Below are 18,650 nucleotides of genomic sequence, written 5' to 3' on the forward strand. Positions count from 1 at the left end.
AAAACTATGGGCTTAATCTGACGACTTCAAAAATTTGCTTCAATGGAATCTGACGTTGATAGGCGGAAATCAACCCTTGCAGACGCTAGCTCTTTCTGATTCAATGACATTAATTCGATCGTTATCCGTCATTACTGCTTGTTACCGCTGATATACAGAATGGAAAATCCTTAGGTTCACAAATTTCCTCTGGCGACAAAATTTTCTTGGTAGAGAACAGAAATTTTCTAATTGCAAGTAGAACTCTATGATGGTTACTGAAATCGGACCCAGTGATCTTAAAGACTTAGACCCTTTTGAACAGAAGGACCTAAGGATGCGGTGGTTTCTTGCGAATTATGAAGACCCTGCTGAGAGAACCCCCTACGATTCGGCTGTAGGTGGCTACATTTGGATTTGGAGCGGCCCGTACGATGCTCGGGAGGAAATAGAAGGGTACTTTTACGAATATGCCAAAGAATCGTCTATCTACGCGTCTGGATCCGTAGGACATGTGGAGGGAGCCGAGGAACGTGGCTAACAATAAAAGCTTTGCTGAACAAACCAATGCCGATAACAAGGAAATCGGATTTCACTATCAATATTATTATTTTCTCTACCGTCTCTTAAACCTGAAGTCAGGTCAATCAGCCGGTCTTGAGGTTAAGGATGACGTTCACACCGAACTCGACAACGATACCCAAATTCTCTTCCAACTAAAGCACACAGTGCAGAACAATGCAGTTGGAAATCCTATCGCGCTGACAGAACTAGATGGCGATCTTTGGAAGACTCTCCACAACTGGGCAAAGATCATCTCTGACGAGACAGATGGCCGTAGCCTGAAATCGGAACAAATCAAGTTCATCAAGAAAACTGAATTTCACCTTGTCACCAACAAGTCGGAAAGTAGACGAAACAAATTCCTGAAAGGCTTAGAAGCTTACAAAGCTGCAGAGATGAATTTCGATACGTTGTACAACCATATAAAGTCATTGCACGGAAAAACCCAAGACGCATCCATCAAGACCTACATAGTAGAGGTGCTTTCTCTTGAAGGTGAAGTTCTCCAGCTCTTCCTAAGCCAAATTCATCTGGAGCTGAGTCTAGATGATCTCCATACCTTAATAAAGACAGCTATTCGAGAAAAGATGGTTGAAAATTCTAAGGTGGATATTGTATTTGAACGGCTGGACTCGAACATTCGAACTGACAATTACATATCTATCAAACAAGGCGAGAAAGTCCAGCTTGACTTTGATTCATTCTATGGTCGTTACAGGAACATTTTTGCCACATCAAGGGAGCCGCTTCAATTAGGCAGGCCATTCGTGGCGGCTTACCCAGACGATATTTTTGCACAAACATTCATTAAGCAACTCATCGCCATTAAAGCCATGAAAGTTGATGATGTTGAAAAGGCTTTTGAGTACACAACGCACAAGCTAAAAATAGCTCGCTTACTGGATGAGTGGCTACAATCTGGAGACCTGGTTGCCGACGAGGTAGCGGCATTCCACGGCGATGTAACCTTCAAATGGCGAAATGCATTTGAACATTGGTGCGAAGACTGTCTCGACCATGAGGTTGTCGCCAAAGCGAAGGGGTTGTTGTATGATCTTCGCCAACTAGAGTTCTCTATAGCGAGTAGCAAACTCAATACTGAGCTCAGCAACGGAGAGCTTTACCATCTTTCTGATGAGAAATTGATTGGATGGCATAGAAATTGGAAGACTCTGTAATTCAAATACCAGATAAGGCCAACAAAGGCTTTTGGGAGGGTTATAACAACGTTGGCATAGGCGTGTTGGCTCTTGCCTCGGTGCTCAATTACTCACACAGCCTCTCCATCCCAAAGGCGCTGCTGATCATTCCAATGATCATCCATCGCCCCACTCTGGCCTATATGTCCCACAAAGGGACACTGGGACGTGGGTCAGCCGCGCTTACATCAGGCTCCCCACAACTTTTCGTGAACTTTAATGAGCGTTTCGAAAGTAGCCTTCCCTTATCAATCAACTCTATACAGCTTCTCGTCCATCTTGGTTATGCAAAACTTGGCAAAACCCTTATACGACAGAAACTTTTAGAGATCGACAAGGACTTTGGGCATCGTGCCCAAAAGATTGCTCAAGCTTCTGAAAAAATTTCCGAGCTTCTTCTCGAACCCGAGGAGGAGCTTTACTTGAACTTTAGGGTACAGCTGTGAACTTTGGTATTGACGCTATCGTCCTTTGGTCGCGAAAAGGCGAAACTCGTTCGTTAGAGTTTGATCGCAATAAAGTGAACGTTATTACAGGTGAAAGCCAAACGGGGAAATCGACCATATTAAAGGTCTTTGATTACTGCTTCCTGGCTAGTAATCACGATATTCCTCATGATGTTATTAACGACAACGTGAGTTGGTACGGCATCAAGTTTTATATTAACGACAAAAGTTTTTTCCTTGCTCGGCGCAGTCCGGTTGGGAGTGTTGTCTCATCTGATTACTATTTTTCATCGCTGGGCGATATTCCAAGGACACTTACGCCAAACATCAATCAGGACGATCTTCGCAGCATACTTGAGACGGAGTTCTCCATTGACGATCGGATCCGTATGCCTTTTGGTGGTAAGGTCATTAAAGCTGGTTCTAGGGTTTCTTTCCGATACTTCTTCCTCTTCAATACAATATCAGACGACATCATTCTCAATAGTAAAAATTTCTTCGATAAACAAGAGATAGACCGATATCGCGAGGCATTGCCGAGAGTTTTCGACCTCGCCTTGGGTATTGATGACCTGGAAAATATCGTCGCCCGCGAGCGTAAGGAAGCGCTGCTCAAAGAAATTAATAAGCTAGAGCGGAAAAATAACTCTCTCGTAGAAAATCAAAGCTCGTTTGCTAGCGAAATCCGAGATATCGCGGCGAGAGCTGCTGAGTATGGCCTCACCCCGGAACTCGATAAGGACGTGACAGCTACGACCCTGCGTGAACTCTTGGATAGATCCAACATCACGCCGAACTATGATGCCTCTACCAAGCGCCGATCGGATATTAATTCACAATTGTTTTCAATTAATCGGCAAATACGTAAATATTCCCAGTTCAACGAAGAGTACAAGAGCTACAAAGCTACGATAAAACAGTCGAAAGACAGCCTGAAGCCTCTCAAGATATTGATCGAACGCTCTAGCGAGATAGTTAAATCGGAGATCTTTGATGAACTGATCAGTAGCCTACAGGCTGATTTACGTGTGATTGACGAAGCGATTAGGGCCAAACGACCAGTTGAAAGCCAGTTGAATGGTGTAATAAGACAGCTGGAAGATAAGAAAAAAGCGTTGTTGGAAGAGCTTCAAGTTCTTCCAGAGAACCCCAACTCCTTCAACCAGTTGCATGATATGTGGGTATTTCTAGGCGAGGCCAGAGGCAAACTCAGTGTTTACACCTGTATGGATGAGAAGCGAGCTGAAAAGCCTGAATTACCTGACCTGTATAGATTAGAGGGGGAATACGAGGCAATACAAGTTAAGGATGTGGAAGCTGAGCGCGCTGCGACTATTAATTTGATCGATGAAGTAGCAACAGATTTGATGAAGCAGGTCAAAACTGCATTAGAGAACTATGCAACCTGGTACGCTAGCTTCAATTATAAAGAAAAGAAGATACAGCTTAGAAAGCCTAAATCGACACTGATTGAGAACATCGGAAGCAGTTCTAACCACATGTTCTTACATCTCATCCATTTCTTGTCTCTTCATGAGGTAGCTATCAACAAGAGGTCTAAGTTTGTTCCAACTTTTCTGATTGTTGACCAGCCCAGCCGCCCTTACTGGGGAGAAGAAGAGGATGTTGATCCTGAGAACATGATACACAGTGATAGAGCGAAAATTAGAACTGCTTTCGAGATGCTGAATGATTTCATTGGCACAATTAATAAAGAATATAAACAGCAATTCCAAATCATTATGTTCGAGCATGTGCCTTCAACAATGTTCGACGGACTAAATAACGTAAATTTATTGACGCCTTTCAGAGATGGAAATGCTCTTATACCAATAAGTTGGAGCAACTAAACAATAGTTTGCAAGGCTGTTAACCGGCATCTAATATTTTCCAGCCCGCGTAGCCGCGATTAGCGTAATTGCGGGAACGATATGCTTTCGCTTGCGTGGTAGACTTTGCTTTCGGTTACGCTTTGCTAGCCAAGGCTGCGTTGATTGTCCTCTAAAAGCGTAATATCGTTCATTCTAAAATCAAAATTAATCGGCAGCTTCTGGCCGATTTGAGCCGATCAATTTTAGTGAGCCCCTAGCGTGACAGCGTTTGCAACCTAGGCTCAGGAGGGAAGTTTGATCAGGTATTTGCAGTTTCTCCGGTCAAAAAGCCGATCACATCCTGGGCCGTCTCAGTTGCACGATTCTACCGGTAACGTTTAACCATTTCGCGCAATGGTATGGCTTTAATTTTGCTTGCGTGCCCGGCAGAGCCAAATGCTTCATAACGTGCCTGACAAAGCGCTTGCATCGCGTCTCTGGCCGCCTTATAGGTCTTACGCGCATCCAACTCCGATGCATTTTCCGGTTGGGCCAAGTGTCGGCGAATGGCACCGGTAGATGCCATGCGTAAGTCAGTATCGATATTGACCTTGCGGACGCCATATTTGATTCCTTCGACAATTTCGGCAACCGGCACGCCATAGGTTTGGGGTATATCGCCGCCGTATTCATTGATGATTTTTAGCCAATCCTGCGGTACCGAACTGGAGCCATGCATGACGAAGTGCATATTAGGCAAGCGCTGTTGCAAGGTTTTTAAACGGCTGATGACCAAGACATCGCCCGTAGGCGGTTTGCTGAATTTATAAGCGCCATGACTTGTGCCAATGGCTACGGCTAACGCATCGATTTGCGTTTGCTTGACAAATTCAACCGCTTCATCGGGATCGGTCAGCAGGCGGCTGTGATCCGGGTGTTCCGATGCCCCTTGAGTCGCGTCACCTGCTTTGTGTTCCAATGAACCCAGGCAGCCGATCTCGCCTTCAACCGATACGCCGCACGCATGCGCCATCCTGACCACGGTACGCGTCACCTCCACGTTATACTCGAAAGAGGAGGGGGTTTTCATGTCTGCCAGCAAAGACCCGTCCATCATCACGGAACTGAATCCCGATTGAATGGCTTGTGCGCAGATGTCGGGCGTGGGCGCATGATCCCGATGCATGACGATCGGAATATGAGGATATTGTTCAACCGCGGCAAGAATCAAATGGCGTAAAAATATTTCGCCGGCATAGTTATTCGCGCCGGCCGAGCCTTGCATGATCACCGGGCTGTCACACGCATCGGCGGCTTGCATAATGGCTTGGACTTGCTCCATGTTACTCACATTGAATGCGGGAACGGCAAAGCCATTCTCGGCCGCATAATCCAGAAGTTGTCGCAATGAAACTAAAGCCATGAACGGCTCTCCTTAGCTGGGTGTTATTTGAGATTCTAAATTGTCACCAGAAGCTATGAACATTTCTGGCGTATAAATCGAGAGGAAAGCGGGGTTTGCCTGTCTGGTTAGGATCTCCCGGATCAACCACCCACAGGAGGGCACACCGCCATGGCGCATGGTAATGTCATTAACCTGAAAAAGCCAGACCAGAATGGTCCGTTGCTGTCCCAATGTTTTAACGATCTCGATGTTAATCTGTCTGTGTGAAACCTTGCGGACGGGGCAATGCCCTTAATATAACAGGCATGAGGTGGCTTTCCTCACCCTACTAAATAAAACTCGTCCGTGGGAGCGACGCCTACGTCGCGACTTGAGGCTTTAATCGCGACGTAGGCGTCGCTCCCACCACTCCCCGACAGGTTTAGATTAGCCGGCGCTTTTTGAGGGCATCTCGATCGTAAATTTATCGACCAATCGAAAGGCCGGCTTGCCCGTTTTAAACTCGGCATCGGTATAAGGCTTGTCGATGCCGATCACATAAGCGGTCAAACTGTTTTGACGCAGAGCGATGCGGAGCATGTGCCGGTAGTTTTCGCTGCGCGCGCCGCCGCCCGCTTCGTTATTATGGCCGTTGAACGCAAGCGAAACGGCCAGATACCAGCCGAACCAGATGCAACTGAATAAGGTGCCCAACACGAAGGCGGCAACCAAACGTGGCGTGGTGACCGCAATCGCTTCGCCCCAACAGGCCGCGATCAGCACGGTCGCGCCGAATACGCCCCAGGCAAGGAATATCTGGTAGCCAATCGCTGATTGATTCGGCAATGCAGGGTCGCCCGCAACCCGATTGGTGGCAAAGTAACGGCGGGCGGCTTCGGTGACGGCAAGCGCCAGGGCGCTGATCGTAAAGATGTGCAGCCAACTGCTGAAGAGCGCCAGGCATACCGGAGTCGCAACCTGCAAAATCGCATGCCAGGCGCCGATGCCGAAAAAGATGCATTTGTTCTGATAGGCTACCTGGTTTCTCTCGGCCTCCTTTTTGCTGCGCAGCAAGGCGGCGCCCGCAAAATAGGCCAGCAGCGGCAGGCCCGCGATGCACAAGGTCCATATCAGCACGATCAGTAAATTGAACGTCATGATCGCGGCAGGATAAATCCCATAGTGCAGAAAACCGTAACCGGCAAAAAGCGGCGCCAGAATGCCGCCGAAGACCCATAACGGATACAAATCGAACTTATGGAAAGGTTTTTTGAGCGCGCGTTGATTCAGCAGGTCGCTATACATGCGGTTCAAAACGAACAACAGCACGGCGGCGACTGCATTCAGTTCGATCAATACGCTGGCCAAAAAGGCATGGGGAACTTCATCGCGTTGCAGCGAAATCCAGTGCAGCAGAGGCAGCGACAGAACCACGACCGGCAACACAATAAATAAGCGTTGCACGCGCCAGTCGAGCCGTTCCGTGTCGGTGACAAAGGGTTTGCTGGCGATGTTGAATAAACGCGCCAGGCGGGTATAGATCGGTGAAACGAATTGACGGAATTCATCGAACAGCTTCTCCAGGGCGTAGAGTCCCGGCGTGATAATAGCCCGCAAGGCATTGATGATGATAAGCACCTTGTTTGGCTCTTGCGGCGCGGGTTTGCCGAGGCTGCGCAGATAATAGATCCAGACGCCCAGAAATCCGATGAAGACGAGGATATAGGCCAAATCGAACAAGTAGACGGAGGAGCAGCACGCTTTTGCTGTGGTGAGGGTATCGGTGTTCAGCGCGGTCTGGGTTCTGGCGAGAATGTTCTCGAACAGGTCTTGTCCGGCGGTAGCGAGAGGGCGTTTGTCATTGGGGAAAAAATACCTGCCTATCAGCGACCAAGTGCTTTGCGGCACCGTAACCGCGAAATAGCTGAGCAATCCAACGAGGGCGCCGGCCAGCCAGATGAAGCCGCCGTTGAAGATGGCCAAAGGGCACAACAGGCTTTTTATGCTGAGTCGGTGGGAATCGAGACGGGTAGGGTAGAGTTGCTGTTGCTCGACTTCGTCGAGATCGGTGTGGCTCGGATGCAGAAAAGCGCCGCCGCCTCCGGCCACTACCGAGGCATAGTTCGGCCGCTCCGCGTCCCCCCAGTAGCGCTCGTAGTGATGAATGTCGCCGGAGATGTCGAGGCGGCATTTTTTAGGGTCGAGCGCACCTTTGTGTTCCTGTAAAAAACTGACCGGCAAACCCAAGTCGCTGAAGGTTTTTACCACCGCAGCATCCGGTGCTTGCCATTTGCCGAACACCGTCGTTGGCTCGGGCGTGACGATGATCAATTTGTCCGGAATCCGGGTTTTCAGTTCATCGCGGCTTTCTTGCGAGAAAAAATCTGGTTTCTTTAACAGATCGGGGTAAAAGGTCGAGGCGAAAAAAGCCCACTGGCGCATGTCCATCTTGCCTTCCTGCGAGTCGAAACCCCAGATTTGCCAGCCGAACGGCAGATTCAGCGCAACATAGCTGGCTTCCTGAACGCGCTCGAAACCTTTGAGTTCGAGCTGCTCGCCGCTGTTTGCGCTGGTATTGAATGGCCTGCGGAATTGCCGATTGAAGCCGTCCAGCGCATCGTAATAGTCGTGGTTGGCCGGAATGCCGTAAATCGGACGTTTGTCGATCTGTTTTCCCAATTCCGTCAAGTCTTCGTAGGCCCAGTTGAACGGCGTCTGAAAACGCTCTTTCAGAGAAGCAATATCGGCGATGTGATAGGCCGTGTCGCCGCCGATGAACAAAAACTCGCCGCGCGGCAATTTTTCGGAAGTAGAGTTGGCTTCCAAGAGTATCGCCTGGTCCGGTTTGGCGTTGTTATCCAGCCATAAATCGCTCATGCACAAATAAGCGATGTTATACACCGGCAGCATGCCGTCTCCGGTATCGGCGATGAAGTCAAACCAGTAGCTCTCTCCCGGCTTGATGTTATCGATGTTCGGGACGTTTTCGGCTTTGTTCTGCATCCAGTCCTTCGCATCGAGCTTGTCGCCCATGAACGAATAGGCCGCGATGTATTTCAGGCCGGCCAACAGTTCCCGGCCCAGCAGCCAGCTGACCGGTTTCTTGAAATCACGATCGGTGACAGGATTATTGTTGTTCGTATTATTCATGATGCCGCCCGTTTTTCGAGTTGAATATTGAGGGTCCATCCGAGGGGTGCTTGTTTTACGGTCGGAAGGGAAGTCGTCTGAACTGGATGATCCCAACCGGTATCCCTAGCCAGCGCCTGACTAATCCCGGTAGTCCGTACTTTACTGCACCTAAACTGCCAACGCAAACACTTGCTGATTCAATAAAATCAGCCTCAAGATGCCTGATTCGATATAATGTCGCAACATTCGAATTATCTAGTGCTGAAGGATTGTCATGGCGGAGACGAATAACGAAAAACACAAGATTGTGATTGTCGGCGGCGGTGCGTCCGGTCTGGAGCTCGCGACCAAGCTGGGCCGCAAGCTCGGCAAGAGCGGCCGGGCCGAGGTGACGCTGCTCGATGCCGCCTCGACGCATATCTGGAAACCGCTGCTGCACGAGGTTGCGGCCGGCACGCTGGACGAATCGGAACAGGTCGAATATCTCGCGCAGGGCTACCGGAATCATTTCCGCTTCCGGCTCGGCAAGATGGAAGGGTTGAACCGGACCAAAAAAGAAATCACGGTCAGCCCGACGCTGAGCGACAGCGGCGAGGAACTGATTCCTCGGCGAACCTTCGGTTACGACACCCTGGTGATGGCGGTCGGCAGCGTCAGCAACTCGTTCAACATCAAGGGCGTTGCCGAGAACTGCCTGTTTCTGGATACGACCTTGCAGGCTTTCCGTTTCCAGAAGCAATTGGTCGAGACCTATATCAAGACCTTTGCGGGCCTGGAAGGCGCCAATGATAAACCTTTGTCGATCGTGATCATCGGCGCCGGCGCGACCGGGGTGGAACTGGTCGCGCAGCTGCACGAGGTGACCAATCTGCTCGCGGTCTACGGGCTTCGGGAGTCCAGCAATGTCCGCTTGACGATCATCGAGGCCTCGCCGCAATTGCTGCCGGCCTTGCCGAGCAAACTGGCCGAGGCGACCAAACAGCAATTGCTCAAGCTCTGCGTCGATCTGAAACTGGGCTGCCGGGTCACCGAGGTGACCCAGGACCATATCAAGACGCTCGACGGCGAGATCATTCCGGCCGACCTGAAGGTCTGGGCCGCCGGCATCAAGGGGCCGGACTGGCTGAGACAACTGGACGACCTTGAAACCAATCACCTGAATCAGCTGGTCGTCGATGAGTTTCTGCAAACCGCCGACGAGTCGATCTATGCGATGGGCGACTGCGCGGCCTGCGCCTGGACCGGCCATGCCGGCAATGTGCCGCCGCGCGCGCAGGCCGCGCATCAGCAGGCGAGCGCCTTGTGTAAGACGATCCGCAATCGTTTGGTTGGCAAAGCGCCGGTCAAATTCGTCTATTACGATTACGGCTCGCTGGTCTCGCTCGGCAAATATTCGACGGTCGGCAACCTGATGGGCAATTTGATGGGCTCGGTCAGCGTCGGCGGCTTTATTGCCCGGGTCGTGTATTTGTCCTTGTACAAGATGCATCAGGTCGCGATTCACGGTTATTTCCGCACCGCGATGCTGACCCTGTCCAATTTATTTAGACGCACCGTGCACGCGATGATCAAGCTGCACTGATTTTATCCACACATTATTAGAAAAAGAACATGCTGGAATTAGAATACGAGTTCAGAGAAGAAGATCTGGTCAATTTCAACGAAGTGCAATATCTGAATTCGAAAGATGTCCAAGGCCAACTGAATAAAAACCGCTGGATCGTGCCGAGCATCATGGTGCTGGTCGGCACGTTTTATTACTATTATTACGGCGACATCAAGTCGGCCGGCTATATCGGGTTAGTCGCGGTGCTGTGGGCGCTGTTGTCGCCGAAAGTGATGCTGTACGACATGCGCCGGCAAGTCCTGAAGCAGTATACGCCGAAGGAAAAAAAGGCGATGTTCGGTACCTATACGCTGACGATCGATCCGGCCAATCCGGCTTATCTGTTTGAAACCTCGCCGAGCGGCAAAAACAAGATGGCCTGGCAGGAACTGGTTCGGGTCGAATACGGCAAACGCTATGTCTATATCTATATCACGCTGAGTACCGCGTTGGTGATTCCGGTCGATGCGGTCAAGAAAGGCGATCTGGAGAAGTTCGCCGAGCAGGCCGAGAAGATGATCGAGCGTTACGCCGGTTAAATCAAGCCGGTATCCTGCGATGAACACGCAAGCAAGCAATTCCCGCCTCGTGGTGCTCGACACCGAAACGACCGGTCTGAGCCCGGAACAAGGCCATCGGATCATCGAAATCGGTTGTGTCGAATTGGTGAATAGGCGGCTGACCGGCAACCGTTTTCATGTCTACATCAATCCGGAGCGCGTGATCGACGCCGGCGCGATCGAGGTGCACGGCATCACCAACCAGTTTCTGGAAGACAAGCCGCGCTTTGCCGGCGTCGCGGAGGATTTTCTGGCCTTCGTCGATGGCGCCGAACTGGTCATTCACAACGCGCCGTTCGATGTCGGCTTCATCAATCATGAGTTCGCCTTGCTGGCGGATCCTCTGGCGCCGATAACCCGGTACTGCGAAGTCTTCGATACGCTGGCCTTCGCCCGCCAGAAACATCCGGGCCAAAGAAACAGTCTGGATGCGCTGTGCAAGCGCTACGGCATCGATAACAGTCACCGGGAGCTGCACGGCGCGTTGCTCGACGCCGAAATCCTCGCCGACGTTTATTTATTGATGACCGGCGGGCAGTTCTCGCTGCTCGATGAAGCATCCGAAGGGCAGGCCGCGGCAACGGAGGCCCAGGTGATTCAGCGCATCGCCGCAGACCGGCCGCCGTTGAAGGTGATCGCCTGCGCCGCCGAGGAACTGGAGGCGCATCAGCAGCGTCTGGCGGCGATAGAGAAGGCGGGCGGGACCTGTTTGTGGAATCAATGAGATTGCCGCGAACAGGACAGGAATGAAATCTTTGCCGATGCGCAAAAAGCCCTGCCGGATTTCCCTCGCATTGTGCCAGTCATCTCGCTCGATCGCGCCCATTTGAATATTGCATGCTCGCTTTCTATTCCTTAGTTTTTTATTTACTGACCCCCTTCATTATTCTGCGTCTGCTCTGGCGCAGCATCAAGGCACCGGCCTACCGGCAGCGCTGGAACGAGCGCTTCGGTTTTTATCGCGGCATCCATCCCCAGGATGTGATCTGGTTTCATGCTGTTTCGGTCGGCGAGGCCGAGGCGCTGTTTCCGTTGTTGCGCTTATTGCTGACGCGCCATCCGGGCGCGAAACTGTTGATCACGACCACGACGCCGACCGGTTCGGCCAGGGTTCAGGCGACGTTTGGCGATCAAGTCACGCACGTTTATCTGCCCTACGATCTGCCTTGTGTGACCCGGCGTTTCCTGAAACGCTTCCAGCCCCGTCTTGCGGTGATCATGGAAACCGAGATTTGGCCGAATCTGTATGCGGCGTGCGGTAAACAAAACATGCCGTTGTTTTTGATCAATGCCCGCCTGTCTGAAAAATCCGCAAGCGGCTACCGGAAGATTCCGTCGCTGATTCGCTCGTCACTGGCCAAGGTCAGCCTGATTGCCGCGCAAACCCGGGACGATGCGGAGCGCTTCGTGAGCATCGGGGCGCGGGCCGATACGGTCAAGGTGTTGGGCAACATGAAGTTCGATATTCAAATCGCCGAAGAGACGATAGAGGAGGGGCGGCGGCTCAAATCATCGGTCTTCGGCGGCCGCTTCGTCTGGATCATCGCGAGCACGCACAAGAACGAAGAAGCGGTGTTTCTGGATAGCTACCCTGAACTCAAGGCAATGATTCCGGAACTGCTGCTGGTGATCGTGCCGCGGCATCCCGAGCGCTTCCCCGAGGTCAAAAAGCTCTGCGAGGAACGGCAACTGCAAGTCGTGATGCGGACCTCGGGAGACCGCTGCGCGGCCGCGACCGATGTGTATATCGCCGATACGATGGGCGAGCTGAAGATGCTGTATGCGGCGGCCGATATCGCCTTCATCGGCGGCAGCATGGTGCCGGTCGGCGGCCACAATCTGCTCGAAGCGGCCGCAGTCGGCGCTCCGGTGATGTTCGGCCCTTACATGGTCAATTTCAAGGAGATAGCGGAAGGGGTGCTGGCGAGGAACGCCGCGCTGCAATGCCGGACGCAACAAGACATTGTCAGCACGGTCCATTCATTGTATGCTGATTCGGAACACCGAACGGAGCTGGCGCGTCGCGCCGGGGCATTTTTACAGGAAAATCGGGGAGCGATCGCGGCGATTGCGACGCTGATCGAAGCCGAAATGCCGAAAGCTTAACCCCGTCCAAAGTGCCTAGATTTCGTCCATTAACCCCACTCATGCCAAGGATAAATACCCCGCATGGATAAGTCGCGTCAAAGCAAAGTCATCATCATCGGCGCCGGTCCTTCCGGCAGTATCGCGGGCGCCTTGCTCAGGCAAAAGGGCTATCCGGTCACTATCCTCGAACGCCAGCGTTTTCCGCGCTTCAGCATCGGCGAAAGTCTGTTGCCGCAGTGCATGGAATTCATCAAGGAGGCCGGCATGCTCGATGCGGTCGTCAATGCGGGATTTCAGTTTAAAAACGGCGCGGCCTTCGCTTTTGGCGACCATTACACCGAGTTCGATTTCGAAAACAAGTTTAGCGCCGGCATCGGCACGACCTTTCAGGTGCAGCGCGGCCGTTTCGACGCGCTGTTGGCCGATGAAGCGGCGCGGATGGGCGTCGATATTCACTGGCAAATGGAAGTGAAGTCGGTGGATTTTTCCGGCCCTCAGACGCATTTGACCGTTGCCGATACGGAAGGTCAAGTCTATGAATATGCCGCCGATTTCGTGCTCGATGCGAGCGGCTTCGGGCGCATATTGCCGCGCCTGCTCGATCTGGAGTCGCCTTCGGGGTTTCCGGTCAGGCAGGCCCTGTTCGGGCATATCGAAGACAGGATCACCGACCCTGAGTTCGACCGCAATAAAATACTCATCACCGTGCATCCCGAGCATAAGGATGTCTGGTTCTGGCTGATCCCGTTCAGTAACGGCCGCAGCAGCATCGGCGTGGTCGCCGAGCAGGCGTTTTATACGCCGGGACAGGATCATGGGGCGCAGCTGCAGGCATTGATTGCTCAGGCTCCGGGCTTGCGCCGGATTTTGCAAGATGCGGTATTTGACGACAAGATCAACACGCTGGTGGGTTATTCGGCGAACGTGAAAAGTCTCTACGGCAAGGGCTATGCCTTGCTCGGCAATGCCGGCGAATTTCTCGACCCGGTGTTTTCCTCGGGCGTGACGATTGCGATGAAATCGGCGTCGCTGGCAACGGCAGTGCTCGACCGCCAGTTCCGAGGCGAGTCGGTTGATTGGGAGCACGATTACGCGCAGCCGTTGAAGCGCGGCGTCGATACGTTCCGGGTGTTTGTCGATGCCTGGTATGAGGGCCGCTTCCAGGACGTGATTTTTCATCCGGATCAACAGCCCGAGGTCAAGGCGATGATCTGCTCGATTCTGGCCGGTTATGCCTGGGATCAGAACAATCCGTATGTGAAGAATGCCCGCTCGCGGCTGGATACGCTTGCCGAATTATGCCGCGACGACGGCTAGCTCCGCTCGTGTGCGTGATCGGTCTGACCGGCTGCGCGGCGACGCAAGCACCTGGCGTAAGCCCTCCTCCGGCTGAGCCGGTAGCGGCGAGGCCGCGTCCGTTATTTCCGATCGCGCCGCCGCAGGGCCCTGCTCGGCGCATCGTGCAGCAGTTGACCGCGCATTGGCCGGGAAGCGAGAAAACGCTGCTCTGCATATTGGAACTGGACAGCGCGCATATCGCGATGGCCGGCCTTACCCAGGACGGCCTGAGCCTGTTCAACCTGTCCTACGACGGCAAGACCTTGGAGGCCGATAAAAATCCTTTGGTTCCGGAGCTGGTCGCGCCGGAGTTGATCATCGCGGATTTACAGCTGGTTTATTGGCCGCTCGCCGTATTGCAAAAAAATCTGCCGAAACAGTTGAAATTGGAGGCCGGTCCGGATTTTCGCCGCTTGTCCGAACAAGGCAAACCGCGCATCGAAGTGCGCTATATCAGTCAAGAAGACGCCTGGCCGAGAACGGTCGAGCTGACCAATCTGCAATATCATTACCGGCTTACGATCGATACGGTCAGCTATGAAGTTGTATCTGAATGATCTAGGCTTACTCTGCGCGGCCGGCAACGGCAAGAGCGAGGTGCTCCGGAATCTGTTGGCCGGCGAGCGTTCGGGACTGGTGTTTACCGACCAGTTCAGCCCCGGACGAATGTTTGCGGTGGGCAGGGTCGAGGCCGAGCTGCCGGAGATCGGCGATGACTTGCGTTACCACCGCTGCCGAAATAACCGCCTGTTGCTGGCCGCCTTGGAGCAAATTCGCGGCACGGTCGATCGCATGATCGCACGCTTCGGAAGGGATCGTATCGGCTGCGTATTGGGCACCAGCACGTCCGGCGTCAGAAGTACCGAACTGGCGTTGGCCGAGCAGGCCGAAAGCGGCGTCTTGCCGAGCGAATTTCATTACAAACAGCAGCAGATGGGGGCGGGCGCCGATTTTTTGGCGGCCTATCTGAACCTTGGCGGGCCGGCCTATACGCTGTCGACTGCCTGTTCATCGAGCGGCCGGGCGCTCGCTTCCGCGCGCCGCTTGCTCCGCTTGGGTCTCTGCGATGCGGTGATCGTCGGCGGCGCCGATACGCTGTGCAATCTGACGATCAACGGTTTCGCGGCGCTGGAATCCTTGAGCAGCGGCTTGTGCAAGCCGTTCGGACTGCACCGGGACGGCATCAACATCGGCGAGGCGGTCAGCCTGTTTGTGCTGAGCCGGGAAGCAGGGCCTGTCGAGTTGCAGGGGATCGGTTCGACCAGCGATGCCTATCATTTCTCCGCTCCCGACCCCGAAGGGCTGGCGGTCGGGCAGGCAATGCAGAAGGCCTTGCAGGACGCCGGCAAGCGCCCCGAAGAGATCGACTACCTGAACCTGCACGGCACCGCGACCGTGTTGAACGACAGCATGGAAAGCAAGGCGGTCAACGCGCTGTTCGGCGCCGATGTACCGGCCAGTTCGAGCAAGGGTATGACCGGCCATACGCTAGGCGCGGCGGCCGCGCTCGAACTCGGTTTTTGCTGGCTGTTGCTGAACGGCGATGACGATACGGGACGGTTGATTCCGAACATCAACGCGGATCAAATCGACCCGAAGCTGGCCGCATTGAATCTGGTGCGGCAGGGCGCGGCATTGAAGCGGAGGATCAACACCTGCCAAAGCAATTCGTTCGCGTTCGGCGGCAACAATATTTCGATTGTCGTGGGCCGGGCATGATCGATTTTTTGCGGATGGACGTCGCCGAATTACTGCCGCATACCGGCAAGATGATCTGGCTCGATAAGGTGCTTGCCTGGGACGAGGATTCGGTCACCGCCGAATTGACCGTGCGCGGCGATGCGTTGTTCGGCGGCGGTAACGCGGTGCCGGCCTGGGCGGGCATCGAATACATGGCACAGACGATAGGGCTTTACGCGGGCATCCACGCCAAACGGGTGGGCGAGCCGATTCGGCTCGGATTTCTGCTCGGCGCCCGGCGCTACGAGAGTGACGTGCCCGCGTTCGAGATTGGCTCGACCCTGACCGTGCGGGCCGAGAAAGTGATGCAGGACGAACGCCTGTTGGTGTTCAACTGCGGGATTACGGGCGAGCTTGTTAAAGTCAGCGCCACGCTGAATGTTTATCAGGCGCCCATCGATATGATAAAGAATGATGATGAATAAGACTGTCTTAGTGACCGGCTCCAGCCGCGGCATCGGCAAGGCGATCGCCTTGTACCTGGCGGCCCAGGGCTATGACCTGGTGCTGCACTGTCGCAGCCGGCGCGACCAAGCTGAAGCGGTCGCCAGCGAAATCGAAAACCTCGGGCGCGGCGCCCGGATTCTGCAATTCGATGTCGGCGACCGTGTGCAGTGCGCGCAGCAGCTGGCCGAGGATATCGATGCGAACGGCGTCTATTACGGCGTGGTCTGCAATGCCGGCATCGCCGCCGACAATGCGTTCCCGTCGCTGACCGGCGAAGAGTGGGACAGCGTGATTCATACCAACCTCGACAGCTTTTATAATGTGTTGCAGCCGATCGTGATGCCGATGGTCCGGCGGCGGGGGCCCGGCCGCATCGTGACGCTGTCGTCGGTGTCCGGCCTGATCGGCAACCGAGGCCAGGTCAATTACAGCGCCGCGAAGGCCGGCATCATCGGGGCGACCAAGGCACTGGCATTGGAACTGGCCAAGCGCGAGATCACGGTCAATTGCATAGCGCCCGGCCTGATCGAGACCGAGATGGTCGAGGAACTGCCGCTCGATGAGATCAAGAAGATGATTCCGGCGCGCCGGGTCGGGCGGCCGAAGGAGGTCGCCGCGGCGGTCGCCTTTCTATTGTCCGAGGATGCGGCCTATATCACCCGTCAGGTCATCGCGGTCAACGGAGGCCTGTGCTGATGAAGCGTGTGGTTGTCACCGGCATGGCCGGGCTGTCTCCGATCGGCAATGACTGGCAGAGTATTTCCGAGCATTTAAAAACGCAGACGACCGGCATCCGCTACATGCAGGATTGGGACAAATACCAGGGTTTGAATACCCGGCTTGCAGGGCCGGTCGATTTTGAGCGGCCCGAGCATTATTCGCGTAAACAGACGCGCAGCATGGGGCGGGTCGCATTGATGGCGACCTATGCGACCGAGCTGGCGCTTGGCGATGCCGGCTTGTTGAACGATCAGGTCTTAAAGAGCGGGCAGATGGGCGTGGCTTACGGCAGTTGCTCGGGCAGTTTCGATGCGATCGCGGACTTCGGCAATATGCTCTTGAACCACAGGACCGACGGGCTGAATGCGACGTCTTATATACGGATGATGGGGCATACCGCCGCAGTCAATATCGGCCTGTTCTTCGGCATCAACGGCCGCGTGTATACGACATCCAGCGCCTGCACGTCGGGCAGCCAGGGCATCGGCTATGCTTACGAGACGATCAAATACGGCCATCAGACCCTGATGGCGGCCGGCGGCGCGGATGAGCTTTCGGCCAGTCAGGCGGCGGTGTTCGACACGCTCTATGCGACCAGCCTGAAAAATGACGCGCCCGAGACGACGCCGCGGCCGTTCGATCTGAACCGCGACGGACTGGTAATCGGAGAAGGCGCGGCCACCTTTATCCTCGAAGAACTGGAGCACGCCAAAGCGCGCGGCGCGACGATTCATGCGGAAGTGGTCGGCTACGGCACCAATTCGGACGGTCTGCATGTGACCCAGCCGGACAGCCGCAGCATGCAGGGCGCAATGCGGCTCGCCTTGGAGGATGCGGGGCTGCCGCCTGCCGCGATCGGCTATATCAGCGCGCACGGCACCGCGACCGAGCATGGCGATGGGGCCGAGAGTCACGCGACTGCGGCGATTTTCGGCGCCAATACGCCCATCAGTTCGATGAAGAGTTATACCGGCCATACGCTCGGCGCCTGCGGCGCGCTGGAAGCCTGGACGGCCATCCAGATGATGAACGAAGGCTGGTTTCATCCGACCGCGAATCTGCAAACGATCGATCCGAATTGCGCCCCATTGGATTATATTATTGGCGCTGTTCGCAAGCTAGATTGCAGCTATGTGATGAGCAATAACTTTGCTTTCGGAGGCATCAACACCTCCCTGATTTTTAAACGTTGGGATTGAAACAATCCCGAATCAACCCGAGGAAATAAGCATGATAAAAAAAATGAGTTTGCTGTTTGCGTCGTTGATTTTGGTGACCGGTTGTACGACGACCGGGACCTTCAAGGTGCCGGAAGGCTCCAAGTTGTATATCTATGAAAGGCCGCAGCCGGTTTCGGTCGATGCGGGCGGCAAGGTCACGACCAAGCCGTTTTTCTGGACTGCGGCCGGCATGCCTCCGGGCGGCGGGATTCCTTACCGTCTGGAAAAAGACGGCCAAACCCTCAAGGAAGGCAGACTGCGGACCAAATTCCGCGTCGTTTCGATCTTTTGGCCGCCTGCTGCCGCGATCTACTGGCCAATGGGCTTCAATCCGAACATCACCTATGACCTGGTCAACGATACCCAGGAGTGATCCAAGAATCGTGGCTTGATCAAGGGTAGGGCGCTTATCATGC

General features: G+C 54.1%; 16 protein-coding genes. 14 read left to right on the forward strand and 2 right to left on the reverse strand.

Annotated features, from left to right (window positions below; genetic code table 11):
- Window positions 1–512 precede the first annotated feature (512 nt).
- The 3 genes from METLA_RS0119995 to METLA_RS0120005 are packed head-to-tail and all read left to right on the forward strand — an operon-like array spanning window position 513 to window position 4,038.
- Entirely contained in the window at window positions 513–1,721 is a 1,209-nt protein-coding gene (locus METLA_RS0119995) for an ABC-three component system protein (protein WP_024300253.1), read from the forward strand.
- Window positions 1,706–2,188, forward strand: coding sequence for a three component ABC system middle component (locus tag METLA_RS0120000; RefSeq protein ID WP_198408484.1), 483 nt, complete (start codon window positions 1,706–1,708; stop codon window positions 2,186–2,188). Before METLA_RS0119995 ends, METLA_RS0120000 begins: the two co-directional genes overlap by 16 nt.
- Window positions 2,185–4,038 carry a DUF3732 domain-containing protein gene (locus tag METLA_RS0120005; RefSeq protein ID WP_024300255.1) on the forward strand — a complete coding sequence of 618 codons (1,854 nt, stop codon included), beginning with the start codon at window positions 2,185–2,187 and terminating at the stop codon, window positions 4,036–4,038. Before METLA_RS0120000 ends, METLA_RS0120005 begins: the two co-directional genes overlap by 4 nt.
- 346 nt (window positions 4,039–4,384) lie before the next feature.
- Here METLA_RS0120005 and fba read toward each other — a convergent pair whose 3' ends face one another.
- Both fba and METLA_RS0120015 read right to left on the reverse strand, forming a co-directional pair.
- The gene (gene fba, locus METLA_RS0120010; protein WP_024300256.1) at window positions 4,385–5,422 is read right to left on the reverse strand and encodes a class II fructose-bisphosphate aldolase; all 1,038 of its coding nucleotides are present in this window, start codon (window positions 5,420–5,422) and stop codon (window positions 4,385–4,387) included.
- Window positions 5,423–5,830: 408 nt separating this feature from the next.
- Window positions 5,831–8,533, reverse strand: a complete 2,703-nt coding sequence (locus METLA_RS0120015) for a hypothetical protein (RefSeq protein ID WP_024300257.1) — start codon at window positions 8,531–8,533, stop codon at window positions 5,831–5,833.
- A gap of 256 nt (window positions 8,534–8,789) precedes the next feature.
- Between METLA_RS0120015 and METLA_RS0120020 the strand changes: the two genes are divergently transcribed.
- The 11 genes from METLA_RS0120020 to METLA_RS0120070 all read left to right on the forward strand — a co-directional run bounded on the left by METLA_RS0120020 (window position 8,790) and on the right by METLA_RS0120070 (window position 18,607).
- Window positions 8,790–10,097 (forward strand): NAD(P)/FAD-dependent oxidoreductase, encoded by a 1,308-nt coding sequence (locus METLA_RS0120020; RefSeq protein ID WP_024300258.1) that lies wholly within the window; start codon window positions 8,790–8,792, stop codon window positions 10,095–10,097.
- Between the two features lie 29 nt (window positions 10,098–10,126).
- On the forward strand, window positions 10,127–10,660 hold the full coding sequence (locus tag METLA_RS0120025) for a YcxB family protein (protein ID WP_024300259.1): 534 nt from the start codon (window positions 10,127–10,129) through the stop codon (window positions 10,658–10,660).
- A 19-nt stretch (window positions 10,661–10,679) separates the two neighbouring features.
- Window positions 10,680–11,405, forward strand: coding sequence for a DNA polymerase III subunit epsilon (gene dnaQ / locus METLA_RS0120030; RefSeq protein ID WP_024300260.1), 726 nt, complete (start codon window positions 10,680–10,682; stop codon window positions 11,403–11,405).
- A 113-nt stretch (window positions 11,406–11,518) separates the two neighbouring features.
- Window positions 11,519–12,787, forward strand: a complete 1,269-nt coding sequence (gene waaA, locus METLA_RS0120035) for a lipid IV(A) 3-deoxy-D-manno-octulosonic acid transferase (RefSeq protein ID WP_024300261.1) — start codon at window positions 11,519–11,521, stop codon at window positions 12,785–12,787.
- Between the two features lie 63 nt (window positions 12,788–12,850).
- Window positions 12,851–14,086 (forward strand): NAD(P)/FAD-dependent oxidoreductase, encoded by a 1,236-nt coding sequence (locus METLA_RS0120040; protein WP_084480200.1) that lies wholly within the window; start codon window positions 12,851–12,853, stop codon window positions 14,084–14,086.
- A 14-nt stretch (window positions 14,087–14,100) separates the two neighbouring features.
- On the forward strand, window positions 14,101–14,664 hold the full coding sequence (locus METLA_RS0120045) for a DUF3261 domain-containing protein (RefSeq protein WP_245598836.1): 564 nt from the start codon (window positions 14,101–14,103) through the stop codon (window positions 14,662–14,664).
- A complete protein-coding gene (locus tag METLA_RS0120050) occupies window positions 14,645–15,826 on the forward strand; it encodes a beta-ketoacyl-[acyl-carrier-protein] synthase family protein (protein ID WP_024300264.1) in 1,182 nt (393 codons plus the stop codon). The genes METLA_RS0120045 and METLA_RS0120050 overlap by 20 nt, the downstream gene beginning before the upstream one ends.
- Window positions 15,823–16,272 carry a hotdog family protein gene (locus METLA_RS0120055; RefSeq protein WP_024300265.1) on the forward strand — a complete coding sequence of 150 codons (450 nt, stop codon included), beginning with the start codon at window positions 15,823–15,825 and terminating at the stop codon, window positions 16,270–16,272. The genes METLA_RS0120050 and METLA_RS0120055 overlap by 4 nt, the downstream gene beginning before the upstream one ends.
- Window positions 16,265–16,990 carry a 3-oxoacyl-ACP reductase FabG gene (fabG, locus tag METLA_RS0120060; RefSeq protein WP_024300266.1) on the forward strand — a complete coding sequence of 242 codons (726 nt, stop codon included), beginning with the start codon at window positions 16,265–16,267 and terminating at the stop codon, window positions 16,988–16,990. Before METLA_RS0120055 ends, fabG begins: the two co-directional genes overlap by 8 nt.
- A complete protein-coding gene (locus tag METLA_RS0120065) occupies window positions 16,990–18,213 on the forward strand; it encodes a beta-ketoacyl-ACP synthase (protein WP_024300267.1) in 1,224 nt (407 codons plus the stop codon). Before fabG ends, METLA_RS0120065 begins: the two co-directional genes overlap by 1 nt.
- A gap of 31 nt (window positions 18,214–18,244) precedes the next feature.
- Window positions 18,245–18,607 (forward strand): hypothetical protein, encoded by a 363-nt coding sequence (locus METLA_RS0120070; RefSeq protein ID WP_024300268.1) that lies wholly within the window; start codon window positions 18,245–18,247, stop codon window positions 18,605–18,607.
- The last annotated feature ends 43 nt before the right edge of the window (window positions 18,608–18,650 follow it).

The organism is Methylomicrobium lacus LW14 (assembly GCF_000527095.1).
GTDB classification, from domain to species: Bacteria; Pseudomonadota; Gammaproteobacteria; order Methylococcales; family Methylomonadaceae; genus Methylomicrobium; species Methylomicrobium lacus.

What these genes read in the sequence shown, in the direction of transcription:
- fba (WP_024300256.1), bottom strand. Translation starts at nt 5,422, where the DNA reads ATGGCTTTAGTTTCATTGCGACAACTTCTGGATTATGCGGCCGAGAAT.
- METLA_RS0120015 (WP_024300257.1), bottom strand. Translation starts at nt 8,533, where the DNA reads ATGAATAATACGAACAACAATAATCCTGTCACCGATCGTGATTTCAAG.
- METLA_RS0120020 (WP_024300258.1), top strand. Translation starts at nt 8,790, where the DNA reads ATGGCGGAGACGAATAACGAAAAACACAAGATTGTGATTGTCGGCGGC.
- METLA_RS0120025 (WP_024300259.1), top strand. Translation starts at nt 10,127, where the DNA reads ATGCTGGAATTAGAATACGAGTTCAGAGAAGAAGATCTGGTCAATTTC.
- dnaQ (WP_024300260.1), top strand. Translation starts at nt 10,680, where the DNA reads ATGAACACGCAAGCAAGCAATTCCCGCCTCGTGGTGCTCGACACCGAA.
- waaA (WP_024300261.1), top strand. Translation starts at nt 11,519, where the DNA reads ATGCTCGCTTTCTATTCCTTAGTTTTTTATTTACTGACCCCCTTCATT.
- METLA_RS0120040 (WP_084480200.1), top strand. Translation starts at nt 12,851, where the DNA reads ATGGATAAGTCGCGTCAAAGCAAAGTCATCATCATCGGCGCCGGTCCT.
- METLA_RS0120050 (WP_024300264.1), top strand. Translation starts at nt 14,645, where the DNA reads ATGAAGTTGTATCTGAATGATCTAGGCTTACTCTGCGCGGCCGGCAAC.
- METLA_RS0120055 (WP_024300265.1), top strand. Translation starts at nt 15,823, where the DNA reads ATGATCGATTTTTTGCGGATGGACGTCGCCGAATTACTGCCGCATACC.
- fabG (WP_024300266.1), top strand. Translation starts at nt 16,265, where the DNA reads ATGAATAAGACTGTCTTAGTGACCGGCTCCAGCCGCGGCATCGGCAAG.
- METLA_RS0120065 (WP_024300267.1), top strand. Translation starts at nt 16,990, where the DNA reads ATGAAGCGTGTGGTTGTCACCGGCATGGCCGGGCTGTCTCCGATCGGC.
- METLA_RS0120070 (WP_024300268.1), top strand. Translation starts at nt 18,245, where the DNA reads ATGATAAAAAAAATGAGTTTGCTGTTTGCGTCGTTGATTTTGGTGACC.